At 72.9% G+C, this 12,463-nt stretch carries 14 protein-coding genes; 7 read left to right on the forward strand and 7 right to left on the reverse strand.

What is annotated here, in order from left to right; all coding sequences use genetic code 11:
- Window positions 1-9: 9 nt before the first annotated feature.
- The gene (locus ACFVN5_RS07260; RefSeq protein WP_376954206.1) at window positions 10-690 is read right to left on the reverse strand and encodes a helix-turn-helix transcriptional regulator; all 681 of its coding nucleotides are present in this window, start codon (window positions 688-690) and stop codon (window positions 10-12) included.
- 118 nt (window positions 691-808) lie between these two features.
- On the opposite strand from ACFVN5_RS07260, the gene folE reads away from it, so the two are divergent.
- From folE to ACFVN5_RS07280, 4 genes are read left to right on the forward strand one after another with little or no spacing between them, the layout of a single operon-like run.
- The gene (gene folE, locus ACFVN5_RS07265; protein WP_376954208.1) at window positions 809-1,447 is read left to right on the forward strand and encodes a GTP cyclohydrolase I; all 639 of its coding nucleotides are present in this window, start codon (window positions 809-811) and stop codon (window positions 1,445-1,447) included.
- Window positions 1,444-2,691, forward strand: a complete 1,248-nt coding sequence (locus ACFVN5_RS07270) for an NAD(P)/FAD-dependent oxidoreductase (protein WP_376954209.1) — start codon at window positions 1,444-1,446, stop codon at window positions 2,689-2,691. Before folE ends, ACFVN5_RS07270 begins: the two co-directional genes overlap by 4 nt.
- A 22-nt stretch (window positions 2,692-2,713) precedes the next feature.
- The gene (gene folP / locus ACFVN5_RS07275; RefSeq protein ID WP_376954210.1) at window positions 2,714-3,634 is read left to right on the forward strand and encodes a dihydropteroate synthase; all 921 of its coding nucleotides are present in this window, start codon (window positions 2,714-2,716) and stop codon (window positions 3,632-3,634) included.
- A complete protein-coding gene (locus ACFVN5_RS07280) occupies window positions 3,631-4,344 on the forward strand; it encodes a pyrimidine reductase family protein (RefSeq protein WP_376954212.1) in 714 nt (237 codons plus the stop codon). Before folP ends, ACFVN5_RS07280 begins: the two co-directional genes overlap by 4 nt.
- Window positions 4,345-4,346: 2 nt before the next feature.
- Here ACFVN5_RS07280 and ACFVN5_RS07285 read toward each other — a convergent pair whose 3' ends face one another.
- The 4 genes from ACFVN5_RS07285 to ACFVN5_RS07300 all read right to left on the reverse strand — a co-directional run bounded on the left by ACFVN5_RS07285 (window position 4,347) and on the right by ACFVN5_RS07300 (window position 8,905).
- Window positions 4,347-4,943 carry a dihydrofolate reductase family protein gene (locus ACFVN5_RS07285; protein WP_376954213.1) on the reverse strand — a complete coding sequence of 199 codons (597 nt, stop codon included), beginning with the start codon at window positions 4,941-4,943 and terminating at the stop codon, window positions 4,347-4,349.
- Between the two features lie 70 nt (window positions 4,944-5,013).
- Window positions 5,014-6,654 (reverse strand): DNA repair helicase XPB, encoded by a 1,641-nt coding sequence (locus ACFVN5_RS07290; protein WP_376954214.1) that lies wholly within the window; start codon window positions 6,652-6,654, stop codon window positions 5,014-5,016.
- 99 nt (window positions 6,655-6,753) lie between these two features.
- Window positions 6,754-8,619, reverse strand: coding sequence for a helicase-associated domain-containing protein (locus ACFVN5_RS07295; RefSeq protein WP_376954215.1), 1,866 nt, complete (start codon window positions 8,617-8,619; stop codon window positions 6,754-6,756).
- Window positions 8,620-8,629: 10 nt separating this feature from the next.
- The gene (locus ACFVN5_RS07300) at window positions 8,630-8,905 is read right to left on the reverse strand and encodes a multidrug ABC transporter ATPase (RefSeq protein ID WP_376954216.1); all 276 of its coding nucleotides are present in this window, start codon (window positions 8,903-8,905) and stop codon (window positions 8,630-8,632) included.
- 108 nt (window positions 8,906-9,013) lie between these two features.
- On the opposite strand from ACFVN5_RS07300, the gene ACFVN5_RS07305 reads away from it, so the two are divergent.
- Both ACFVN5_RS07305 and ACFVN5_RS07310 read left to right on the forward strand, forming a co-directional pair.
- Complete coding sequence (locus tag ACFVN5_RS07305; protein ID WP_148733984.1) at window positions 9,014-9,394, forward strand: cold-shock protein; 381 nt, start codon at window positions 9,014-9,016, stop codon at window positions 9,392-9,394.
- Complete coding sequence (locus ACFVN5_RS07310; protein WP_376954217.1) at window positions 9,387-10,265, forward strand: DUF3027 domain-containing protein; 879 nt, start codon at window positions 9,387-9,389, stop codon at window positions 10,263-10,265. Before ACFVN5_RS07305 ends, ACFVN5_RS07310 begins: the two co-directional genes overlap by 8 nt.
- Here ACFVN5_RS07310 and ACFVN5_RS07315 read toward each other — a convergent pair.
- Window positions 10,241-10,507 (reverse strand): DUF2530 domain-containing protein, encoded by a 267-nt coding sequence (locus tag ACFVN5_RS07315; RefSeq protein ID WP_376954218.1) that lies wholly within the window; start codon window positions 10,505-10,507, stop codon window positions 10,241-10,243. The genes ACFVN5_RS07310 and ACFVN5_RS07315 overlap by 25 nt on opposite strands.
- Before the next feature lie 5 nt (window positions 10,508-10,512).
- Window positions 10,513-11,628, reverse strand: a complete 1,116-nt coding sequence (gene serC, locus ACFVN5_RS07320; RefSeq protein ID WP_376954220.1) for a phosphoserine transaminase — start codon at window positions 11,626-11,628, stop codon at window positions 10,513-10,515.
- 68 nt (window positions 11,629-11,696) lie between these two features.
- On the opposite strand from serC, the gene ACFVN5_RS07325 reads away from it, so the two are divergent.
- On the forward strand, window positions 11,697-12,389 hold the full coding sequence (locus ACFVN5_RS07325) for a metal-dependent transcriptional regulator (protein WP_376954221.1): 693 nt from the start codon (window positions 11,697-11,699) through the stop codon (window positions 12,387-12,389).
- Window positions 12,390-12,463 lie beyond the last annotated feature (74 nt).

The raw sequence follows: 12,463 nt of genomic DNA on the forward strand, positions 1-12,463 counted from the left end.
GTCTGAGAGTCAGTTGGATGAATCGAATGACCCGGCGATGCGAAGGCAGCAGCCGCCGGCGCCCGGGTCGAGCTGCACGCGATCGGATGCCGCGCCGACCTCGTCGGCCATGGCGCACACGAGCGCGTGGTTGAGGTCGCAGACGACGCCCGGATGCTGCTGCGCCAGCTTGTGGAACGGGCACGTGCCGAGCACGGTGTCGTCGCCCTCGGCGCGGGGCTCGAAGCCCTCGCGCAGGAGCGCTCCCTCGAGGTCCGTCGCTCCGGACGCGAGCCGATGCCCCGCCCGGTTCGCGGCGTCGTGCAGTGCGGCCTTCGGAGAGGCGCCCGCGGCAGCATGCTCGATCGCCTCGGCCATCACGCCGCCCGCGACCGCGTAGAGCCGGCGGGGCACGCTCAGCGCGAACTCGGAGTCGCCGCGGCGGTACAGCTTCGCGGGACGCCCGGCGCCGGGGCCCGACCGTCCGTTGACGCGCCGGAACTCCACGGCCAGGAGGCCGGCCGCGGCGAGGCGCTCGAGGTGGAACGCCGCCGTCGAGCGGGCCAGGTCGAGCTCCTGCGCGACCGCCTCGCGGGTCACGCCGTCGTCGTGCTCGACGACGGCGGCGTAGACGCGCCGCCGCAGGGGGTCGGCGAGCAGTGCGGCGGCCGACCAGCGGCCGCCGGCTTCAGGGCCGCCGTCGGATGCCATGCCCGTCACTCTACTCTAAAAACAGGATCCGTTGACAGAACTCGGAGCCCGACCTAGCGTCGATTGCACAGGGTGTCGAGGGCGCATCGCCGAGGTGGACGCCAGGAGGAGGTGCGGGATGAGCTCCGAGGGAACGCCGGCGATCGTGTCGCTGCACGCCGTCACCGACGACGAGGAGGTGCGGCCGGTCATCGACCGCGACCGTGCGCGGGCCGCCGTGGCGGACCTGCTCGTCGCGCTCGGGCAGGACCTCCGCTCGCCGCACCTCGCGGAGACGCCCCGCCGCGCCGCGGACGCGCTCATCGAACTCCTCACGCGCGAGCCGTTCCGCGCGACGACGTTCCCGAACGACGAGGGCTACGACGACCTCGTCGTCGTCGCGGGGATCCCGTTCCACTCGCTCTGCGAGCACCACCTGCTGCCGTTCCGCGGCGTCGCCCACCTCGGTTACCTGCCCGGCGACCGGCTCGTCGGCCTGTCGAAGCTCGCCCGCATCGTGGAGCAGTTCTCGCGGGCGCTCCAGGTGCAGGAGCGGATGACGCGGCAGCTCGCCGAGTGGCTCGAACACGAGCTCGCGCCGCGCGGCACCGGTGTCGTGCTCGAGGCCGAGCACCTCTGCATGTCGCTGCGGGGGCCACGTATCGTGGGCAGCGTGACCACGACCAGGAGCTTCATGGGGCTCCTCCGAGACGACGCACGCCTCCGCCGCGAGTTCGAGTCGCGGTGCGACGCGGCGGGAAGGGAGCGCACGCGATGAGCAGCGAGCACGGCATCGTCATCGTCGGGGGCGGCCTCGCGGGGGCCCGCGCCGCCGAGGGCGCGCGGGCAGCGGGGTACGACGGGCCCGTGCGCATCGTCGCGGCCGAGGACGCCATGCCCTACATCCGTCCGCCGCTGTCGAAGGAGTTCCTCAACGGCACGGGCACGCGCGAGTCCGTCGACGTGCACCCCGCCGAGTGGTACGACGAGCACCGGGTCGAGGTGCTCCGCGGCATCCGTGCGACCTCGCTCGACCTGCCCTCGCACCGCGTGCGGCTCGACGACGGCCGCGACCTCGGCTACGACCGCCTGCTGCTCGCGACCGGCTCGGCGCCCCGGCACTGGCCGGGCGCCGGCGCCGAGCTCGAGGGCGTGCACGTGCTGCGCACGATCGGCGACTCCATCGCCCTGCGCGACCTGCTCTCGCCGGGCGGACGCCGCATCGTGCTGATCGGCTCCGGCTGGATCGGCCTCGAGGTGGCCGCCGCCGCGCGCGGGTACGGCAACGAGGTCACGGTCGTCGCGCCCGAGGCGGTGCCGCTGCAGGCGGCGATCGGCCCCACCGCGGGCGAGGTGTTCGCACGGCTGCACCGCGAGCACGGCGTCGACCTGCGCATGTCCACCAAGGTCGACGGCATCGTCGGCGACGGCGGACGGGCGACCGGCGTCGCGCTCGAGGGCGGCGAGGTCGTGCCCGCCGACGCGGTCATCGTCGGCATCGGCGCGGTGCCGCTCACCGCGCTCGCCGAGGAGGCCGGCATCTTGGTCGACAACGGCGTGGTGACGGATGCCGCGTTCCGCACGAGCGCCGACGAGATCTACGCCGTGGGCGACGTCGCGAGCGTCTACCAGCCGTTCCTCGGCTCGCACCTGCGCACCGAGCACTGGGCCACCGCCGAGAACCAGGGGCCGGCGGCCGGACGCTCGATGGCGGGCGAGGCGGTCGAGTACGACGAGCCGCCCTACTTCTACACCGACCAGTACGATCTCGGCATGGAGTACTCGGGCTACGGGCCCCTCATGGCGGGCGTCGAGCCCGTGTTCCGGGGCGACGTGCCCGGGCGCGAGTTCATCGCGTTCTGGCTCGCCGACGACCGGGTCGTGGCCGGCATGAACGTCAACGTGTGGGACGTGAACGAGCAGGTGCAGGAGTTCATCCGCTCGCGCGCCCGCGTCGACGTCGAACGACTCGTCGACCCCGAGGTGCCGCTCGACGTGCTGCTCCAGGAGGCCCGCGTATGAGGCGCGCCTCCGGAGCCGCGGCGTGAGTCTCCCGCTCGGCTGGGTCGAGCCCGAGTACGCGCACCCCGTGCGTCGCATCGCCGGACGCGACGTCGACTTCCGGCGCACGATCGCCGTGATGGCGGTCGTGAACCGCACCCCCGACTCGTTCTACGACCGCGGCGCGACCTTCGGCCTGGACGCCGCGGTCGCCGCGGGCCGGCGCGCCGTCGAGCAGGGCGCCGCGTGGATCGACATCGGCGGCGCAAAGTTCGGACCCGGCCCGGCGATCCCCGTCGCGGAGGAGATCGACCGCGTGGTGCCCGTCGTCGAGGCGCTCGCCGGCGTGGGGGCGGCGCTCTCGGTCGACACGTTCCACGCCGAGGTCGCGGCCGCCGCGATCGCCGCGGGCGCGCACGTGATCAACGACACGACGGGCGTGCACGACCCGGCGCTCGCCGACGTCGTCGCGGCATCCGATGCGACCCTCGTCATCACCCACAGCCGCGCCGAGCCGCGGCAGTGGTTCCCGCGGCCGCAGTACGACGACGTGATCGCCGAGGTCGCGGCGTTCCTCGAGGAGCGCACGGCGCTCGCGGTCGCGCACGGCGTGCCCGAGGAGCGCATCGTGCTCGACCCGGGCCACGACCTCAACAAGAACACCCGGCACAGCCTCGAGCTCACGCGTCGCTTCGGCGAGCTCACGCGACTCGGCTTCCCGCTCGTGGCTGCCGTCTCGAACAAGGACTTCGTCGGCGAGGCGCTCGACCGGCCGCGCGAGGAGCGACTGGCCGGCTCGCTCGCGGCGGCGGTGTTCAGCGTCGCCCAGGGCGCGCGCATCCTCCGCATGCACAACGTGCCCGAGTCGGTCGACGCGGCGCGCATGGTCGAGGCGATCATGGGATGGCGCGAGCCCGCGCACCTGCAGCACAACGTGGTGGACGGACCGAACGAGGAGTCATGAGCGCACCGACGCGGGAGCAGCTGCTCGAGGCCTACGCGATCGACGACCGCGCGACGCCACGAGTTCGGATGAACTTCGTGATGAGCCTCGACGGCGCCGTGACGCTCGAGGGCCGCAGCGGCGGGCTCGGCGACGAGCACGATCGGCTCGCGATGCAGGTGCTGCGCACCCTCGCCGACGTGGTGCTGATCGGCGCCGGCACGGTGCGGGTCGAGGGCTACGGCGGGCTGCAGGTCGGCGAGGCGGATGCCGCGTGGCGGCGTGCGCACGGCCTCCCCGCGCAGCCCAGGGTCGGCGTGGTATCGGCGCGGCTCGGCCTGTCGCCCGAGCATCCGTTCTTCGCGGACGCGGTGGAACGCCCGATCGTCGTGACCGACGCCGCCGCGCCCGCGGACCGGCGCGAGGCGCTCGCCGAGGTGGCCGACGTGATCGTGTGCGGCGAGGCATCCGTCGACGTGCGCGGGATGGTGGACGCGCTCGCCGACGCCGGGATGCCGCAGGTGCTCTGCGAGGGCGGCCCGCACCTGTTCGGCTCGCTCATCGAGGCCGACCGGGTCGACGAGCTGTGCCTGAGCCTCAGCCCGAAGCTCGTGGCGGGCGAGGCCGGGCGGATCGTCCGCGGCGCGCCCGAGGTCGACCGGTCGATGCGGCTCGTGCACGCGATCCCGGCGGGCGACCTGCTGCTGCTGCGGTATTCGCGCTCGCGCTGAGGTCAGCGCACCGGTCGGTAGACGAGGTGCGTCACGAGCGACGTGCCGCGCACCGACACCTGCTCGAACCGCTGCCGCGGCACGCCCTCGAAGAGGCGCTCGCCGGCGCCCAGGATGACCGGGGTCACGTGCACGCGGAGCTCGTCGATGAGGCCGGCGGCGAGGAACTGGTTCACGGTCGATGCGCCCCCGGCGACGGCGACGTTGCGGTCGCCCGCCGCGGCGCGTGCCCGCTCGAGCGCCGCGTGGACGCCGTCGGTCACGAAGTGGAACGTGGTGCCGCCGTCCATCGCGACGGGCTCGCGATCGCGGTGGGCGAGCACGAACACGGGCCCGTGGTAGGGCGGGTCGTCGCCCCACCAGCCCTTCCAGTCGAGGTCCCATTCGCCACGGTCGGGCCCGAACATGTTGCGGCCCATGATGAACGCGCCGGCGTCGACGATGGCGTCGACCTCGGCCTGGTTCTCGTCGGCCCCGTCGAACATCCAGGCGTGCAGCCACGTCTCGTCGATGTCGCCGAGCGGCTGCTCGAGGCTCTGGTCGGTCCCGGCCGAATAGCCGTCCATGGATACCGAGATGTCGCACGTGACGATGGACATGGGGTTCCTCCTCGAACGGTCCGCGATCCACGACTGGTGCGAGCCTACGAGGAACCCCCGACGCCGGCGATCAGGCCGCGATGGCGTGCGCGTCGAGGATCGTGTAGCTGTAGCCCTGCTCGGCGAGGAACCGCTGGCGGTTCTGCGCGAAGTCCTGGTCGACGGTGTCGCGGGCGACGAGCGTGTAGAAGTTCGCGGAAAGGCCCGACTCCTTGGGCCGCAGCAGGCGGCCGAGGCGCTGGGCCTCCTCCTGTCGCGAGCCGAACGAGCCCGACACCTGGATGGCGACCGTCGCCTCGGGGAGGTCGACCGAGAAGTTCGCGACCTTCGATACCACCAGCACGGGCGTGCGCCCGTCGCGGAACTCCTGGAACAGGCGCTCGCGCTCGTCGACCGGCGTCGCGCCGGTGAGCTGCGGGGCGTCGAGCGCCTCGGCGAGCTCGTCGATCTGGTCGAGGTACTGGCCGATCACGAGGATGCGCTCGCCCTCGTGGCGTGCGACGAGCTGCCGCACCACGTCGAGCTTCGCGGGCGCGGTGGCGGCGAGCCGGTAGCGCTCGTCGTCGGCGGATGCCGCGTACGCGAGCCGCTCGGACTGCGGCAGGTCGATGCGCACCTCGTAGCAGGCCGCGGGCGAGATGAAGCCCTGGGCCTCGATCTCCTTCCACGGGGCGTCGAACCGCTTGGGACCGATGAGCGAGAAGACGTCGCCCTCGCGGCCGTCCTCGCGCACGAGCGTCGCGGTGAGGCCGAGCCGGCGGCGGGCCTGGAGCTCGGCGGTCAGCTTGAACACCGGTGCCGGCAGCAGGTGCACCTCGTCGTAGACCACGAGGCCCCAGTCGAGCGCGTCGAGCAGCGCGAGGTGGGCGTACTCGCCCTTCCGCTTCGCGGTGAGGATCTGGTACGTCGCGATCGTGACGGGCTTGACCTCCTTGACCTGGCCCGAGTACTCGCCGATCTCGTCGGCGGTGAGGCTCGTGCGCTTGAGGAGCTCGTCGCGCCACTGCCGGGCGGAGACCGTGTTCGTGACGAGGATGAGCGTGGTGGTCTTCGCGGTCGCCATCGCGCCGGCGCCCACGAGGGTCTTGCCGGCGCCGCAGGGGAGGACGACGACGCCCGAGCCGCCGTCGAAGAAGTTGTCGACGGCCTTCTGCTGGTAGTCGCGCAGGTGCCAGCCGTCCTGGTCGAGGTCGATCTCGTGCGGGGTGCCCGGCGTGTACCCGGCGAGGTCCTCGGCGGGCCAGCCGAGCTTGACGAGCTCCTGCTTGAGCTGGCCGCGCGCCCACGCCTCCACGAGGAAGCTCTGGTCGTCGAGGCGCTCGGTCAGGAGGGGCGCGATCCGCTTCGCGTTCGCGATCTCAGTGAGTACCGCCAGGTCGTCGCTGTGCAGGCGCAGGGCGCCGTCCTCGGTGCGGTCGACGACGAGCCGGCCGTAGCGCGCGACGGTCTCGCGCATGTCGACGGACACCGTCTGCGGCACCGGGAACTTCGCGTAGCGCTCGAGCGTGCCGAGCATGTCGTCGGCGTCGTGTCCGGCCGCCCGTGCGTTCCACAGGCCGAGCCGCGTGATGCGGTAGGTGTGGACGTGCTCGGGTGCGCGCTCGAGCTCGGCGAAGACCGCGAGGTCGTGCCGGGCGTCCTCGGCGAGGGGATGCGCGACCTCGAGGAGCACGGTCCGGTCGCTCTGCACGATGAGGGGGCCGTCTGACATAACCGTCGAGTCTACGCCTGCTTCATGAAGGCACGGCCGTCCCCGCGGGTTGAGGAGCGCCCGGCGCAGCCGGACGCGTCTCGAAACCCGACCCCGCGCCTACACGTTCGTCGGCGCCGGCGACACCGCGGCGATCGCCGACAGCGGCAGCGTGCGCTCGATGTCGGCCTTGCGGTCGCGAGCGCGCAGCCGCCCGTTGGCGACGCTCGCCGGCGCGAGGAGGTAGTCGGCGGTCTGGCCGCCGGGCATGCGCACGGTGACGGTGAGCGTCTCCTTCGCGCGCGCCGCCGCCTCGAGCTGCCGCGCGAGCCACGCCTGCTCGGTCGCGCCCTCGTCGCCGGTCGCGAGCACGCGGTCGAGCATCGCGGCGATCGGGTCGGTCTTCGGCGGCGGGGGCGGCGCCGGCGCGAGCCGGTGGCGCTTCAACCGGATGATGTCGCCGTTCGCGTCCTCCGCGGCCACGGGGTACTTCGCGTCGGAGAGCGCCCAGAACACGACGTCGGGCGTGAACCGCGAGAGCAGGCGGTGTGGCCCGATCTGCCGGAGCCCGAGCGACGTGAGCGACTGGTCGACCGCGAGCGTGCGCACGAGCTGCTCGTCGTCGGACCGGATGGACGCCCGCGCCGGGACATCCGTCTCGTCGGCTGCGGCGACCCGCACCGAGCCGAACCGCGTCGACGCCTCGGCCACGAGGTACTCGAGCGGCTGCGGGATGCCCGTGAGCGAGAGCCCGCCGAGGAACTCGAGGATCGACTCGGCCGACTCCCCGGCGGCCAGGCCCCGGTTCACGGATGCCGCGTTGATGCGGTACGTCGACGCCAGGTCGCGCCCCTCGACGTCGGCGAACCCGCGCAGCCGGGCGTCGAGCGCGGGCTCGAGCGGACCGGGGGACACGACCGTGAGGTCGTGCTGCAGGTAGACCTTGTCGACCTGCGCGGGGAAGTGCGCCGCGAGCGCTCGCGCGGCCCGGTCGATGTCGCCCGCGAGCACGAGACGTCCCGGCTCGATCGGCTCGCCCGCCACCGCGAGCCCGAGCGCCTCGGCCTCGGCGACGAGCCGGTCGAGCCCGTCCTCGATCCAGCGGCCGCCCGCCGGGTAGAACCAGTGCACGTCATCGCGCAGGTCGGTGGCGGTGAGGTTCTCGCTGCGCCGGGCGACGAGTTCGCGCAGGGGGGCGGGCACGCGGTCGCGCCAGCACTCCGCGAGACGCCGCCAGCGACGAGCGGCGCTCTGCTGCGTCCACTCCGCGCCCAGGTCGGACTCCAGCCAGAAGGCGCCGTCGCGCACCACGAGGCCGGCCTCGTCGGCGCGGTGGAAGAGCCGGGGGAGCGACTCGAGCGCGACGCCGCTCACCTCGGCGAGGCGCTTCGAGTCGGGCAGCGCCAGGCCGCCCTTCGCGAGCTCGCGGGCGGGCTGGTTGCCGAGCTCGGCGAGCAGCTCGGCCGTCGCGGCGACGGTGGCGTAGGCGGTCTCGGCGGCCCGCCGCTCGAGCAGGCTCCGGTCGACGTCGTCGACCCCGACGAGCACGGGCGGCGCGGGCGCCGCGAGCTCGTCGGCGGGCGGGATGTCGCGCGGGGTGTGCATGGCGATGCGGCCGGTGACCGCGTTGGGCACGTGCACGTGGTCGTCGGAGTGCACCACGATCAGCAGCGCGGCCAGCTCGTCGACGAGGGCGGGCGCGGCATCCGCCAGCTCGTCGGTGGCCCCGAGCTCCTGCAGCCGACCGCCGACGGCCTCGAGCGTGGAGTCGCCGTGCTCGTCGGCCACCTCGGAGGCCGCGGCGAGCACGGCGAGGTGTCGCCGGTCGAGGCGGCTCAGCGCATGGTCGACCGAGTCGGGCGCGAGCAGCACCTCGGCGAGGTCGAAGAGGTCGCGGACGCCGGAGGCGTCGAATTCGCGCGCCTGCAGTGCCGACGCGAGTTCGGGTCGCGGCAGCCCCCTGAGTCGTGCGGCGAGCTCGAGCATCGGCCGCCGGTCAGCTCGATCCGGCCCGGCCGGCGCGGGCTCGACGGACGCCGTTGACGATGAGGAGCGCGATGAGGAGGAGGAACGCGATGGGCAGCCCGAACAGCGGGAGCGTCAGCACGAGGGGCCAGATGCCCTGGCTGAAGCCGTCGTTCGCGCCGGCCCCGACGGCCGTGCCGATCATGACGGCGATGAACGCGAGGATCGAGAGCCCCACGATTGCGACGAACATGTACGCGAGGATGCGCTCGGCGCGGTGCTGGGTCACGGGACCGGAATCGCTCACTTTCCCAGAATAGGGCAGCGGACCGTCCTCGGGGTCGAGGACTCCTAGACTGGATGGAGCACGGCGACGCGGTCCAGCGCGCCCTCCGACGCGAGCGAGGTTCACACGATGCCCACCGGCAAGGTCAAGTTCTACGACGAGGAGAAGGGGTTCGGCTTCATCAGCTCCGATGACGGCCAGGAGGTCTTCCTCCACGCGTCCGCCCTCCCCGCCGGCGCGACCGTGCGCAGCGGCACCCGCCTCGAGTTCGGCGTCGCCGAGGGCAAGCGCGGTGCGCAGGCGCTCTCGGTCCGCGTGCTCGACGCGCCCGTGAGCCTCACCAAGATCAACCGCAAGCCCGCCGACGACATGGCGATCATCGTCGAGGACGTCGTGAAGGTGCTCGACGGCATCGGCGCCGACCTGCGCCGCGGCCGCTACCCCGACAAGTCCAAGGCGCGCACGGTCGCAGCGGTGCTGCGCAAGGTGGCAGACGATCTGGATGCCTGAGCCGACCGAGCAGACCGAGGCGCCGACCGAGGCGGTCGAGACGCCGGTGTCGACGGATGCCGCTGAGGCGGTCGAGTCGACGGATGCCGCTGAGGCGAAAGCGTCGACGGATGCCGCGGCGCCGATCGAGTCGACGGATGCCGCGGCGCCGATCGAGTCGACGGATGCCGCGGCGCAGATCGAGTCGACGGATGCCGCGGCGCCGGCCGAGTCGCCGGCTCCGGTGTTCGAGCCCGACGCCGTCCTCCTCGACGCGGTCGACCTCGCACGGCGCGCGCTCCTCGAGGTGACCGCTCCCGAGACCGTCGGATCGGTCGTGGGCCACGTCGCCGAGGACGAGCACGTGCTCACGCTGTTCTTCGCCGCCGACCTCGCCGGGTATCCGGGCTGGCGCTGGAGCGTCACGATCGCCCGCGTCGACGACGCCGACCCCACCGTGCTCGAGACCGAGCTCATGCCCGGTGACGCCGCGCTGCTGGCGCCCGAGTGGATCCCATGGTCGGAGCGCCTCGCGGACTACCGCGCCGCCCAGGAGGCGGCCGCCGCGGCCGCAGCCGAGGCGGCCGGCGACGACGAGGAGTCCGAGGCCGAGGGCGAGCCCGACGAGGACGACGAGAACGAGGACGAGTCCGACGACGAGGACGAGGATCTCGACGAGGACGAGGACGAGGACGACGAGGACGACGACGAGTCCGACCTCGACGACGACGTCGAGCTCGACGCCGCGTTCGGCCACGACGACGGGCACGACGAGTTCGACGGCATCGACATCGACGCGCTCGACGACTCCGACGAGTCGGACGACGAGGACGCGGACTCCGACGACCCCGACGCCGACGCCGAGGATCAGCCGGCCGACCCGGCCTCCTGACGCGCGGCGCGCCGTCGGATCACCTGCACCGAGACGAGCCCGATCACGCCGAGCACGAGCCCGGTGACGGCCGCCCACAGCAGCCAGCCGAGCCCGGCGGCCTCGAGCGGCGTTCGGAAGACGAGCGACACGACGAGGGCCACGAGCCATGCGAGCGTGCCGACGAGCACCGCCTTGCGCGCGTCCGCCCGTGCCGGCGCCGGATCGGGGCGCCGCTCCGACTCGTTCAGCCAGAGGCGCACGGGGCTCAGTCCATCCGCTCGAGCACGTAGTCGATCGACGCGGTGAGCGCGCGCACGTCGTCGGGCTCGATGGCCGTGAACGTCGCGACGCGCAGCTGGTTTCGGCCGAGCTTGCGGTAGGGCTCCGTGTCGACGATGCCGTTCTCGCGGAGGATCGACGCGATGCGCGCGGCATCCGTCGACTCGTCGAAGTCGATGGTGACGACGACCTGCGAGCGGTCCGCGGCATCCGTCACGAAGGGGGTCGCGACCGGCGTGCGCTCGGCCCAGTCGTAGAGGACCGACGAGGACTCGCGGGTGCGGGCGTCGGCCCAGGGGAGGCCGCCCGAACCGTTCATCCAGTCGAGCTGGCTCTCGAGCAGGAGCAGCGTCGCAAGGGCCGGCGTGTTCAGCGTCTGGTTGAGGCGGGAGTTGTCGACCGCGTTCTTCAGCGAGAGGAACTCGGGGATGTAGCGGTCGCTCGCGGCGAGGCGCTCGACGCGCTCGATCGCGGCGGGGGAGAGGAGGGCGAACCAGAGCCCGCCGTCGGACGCGAAGTTCTTCTGCGGCGCGAAGTAGTAGACGTCGAACTCGGCGGGGTCGACCGCGACGCCGCCGGCGGCGCTCGTGGCGTCGATCACCGTGAGCGCGCCGGCGTCGCCGGCGACCCGGCGCACCGGAGCCATGACGCCCGTGGAGGTCTCGTTGTGGGGCCACGCGTAGACGTCGACGCCGTCGACGGCCTCGGGGTTCGAACGCGTGCCCGCGTCGGCCCTGCGCACGTCGGGCGCCTCGAGCCACGGCGCACCCGCGGCCGCGGCGAACTTCGCGCCGAACTCGCCGAACGAGCACAGCTGCGCCCGGCGGTCGATGAGTCCGGATGCCGCGGTGTCCCAGAAGGCGGTGGAGCCGCCGTTGCCGAGCACGACCTCGTAGCCCTCGGGCAGCGAGAAGAGGTCGGCGATGCCCGTGCGGACGCGGCCGACGAGGTCCTTCACGGGAGCCTGGCGGTGCGACGTGCCGAGCAGGCGGGGGCCTTCGGCGGCGAGGTGCGCGAGCTGCTCCTGGCGGACCTTCGAGGGCCCGCAGCCGAATCGTCCGTCGGCGGGCAGGAGGTCGCTGGGGATGACGAGGCTCGGCATGCGACGAGTCTAGCGAGGGGGCGGTGGCCGCTAGGCTTGATGACGGGCTGCGACAGGGAGGGCTTCTGGTGACCGATCTCATCGACACGACGGAGATGTACCTCCGCACGATCCTCGACCTCGAGGAGGAGAACATCGTGCCGCTGCGCGCCCGCATCTCCGAGCGCCTCGGCCACTCCGGCCCCACCGTGTCGCAGACGGTCGCGCGCATGGAGCGCGACGGCCTCGTGGTCGTCTCGGGCGACCGCCACCTCGAGCTCACGCCCGAAGGGCGCAGCAAGGCCGTGCACGTCATGCGCAAGCACCGCCTCGCCGAGCGGCTGCTCGCCGACGTCATCGGACTCGACTGGGAATACGTCCACGACGAGGCATGCCGCTGGGAGCACGTGATGAGCGAGCAGGTCGAGCGCCGCCTCATCGAGCTGCTCGGCCAGCCGCGCGAGTCGCCGTACGGCAATCCGATCCCGGGGCTCGAGGAGCTCGGGGTCCCGGCTGCCGACCCGTTCATGTCGGGTGTCGTCCGTGTGCTCGACGCGGTGTCCGCGAGCGACCAGCCCGTGCGTGGCGTGGTGCGGCGCCTCGGCGAGCCCGTGCAGTTCGACCCCGAGTTGCTCGCCCAGCTCAAGCAGGCCGGCGTCGTGCCCGGCGCCAAGGCGGTCTTCAGCACCGCCGGCCCCTACGTGCTCGTAGAGGTCGACGGCGTCGACGGCGGGCTCGAGCTGCCCAGCGAGGTCGCGGGCCACATCTTCGTCGCCGAATAAGCCCTGATCACGGCCACTCCGTGATCGGAATGTGACATTCGGGCGATCGTCGCGTATCGTCGAACGGGTTCGCC

This window comes from Agromyces sp. NPDC057865 (assembly GCF_042796995.1).
Taxonomy (GTDB): Bacteria; Actinomycetota; Actinomycetes; order Actinomycetales; family Microbacteriaceae; genus Agromyces.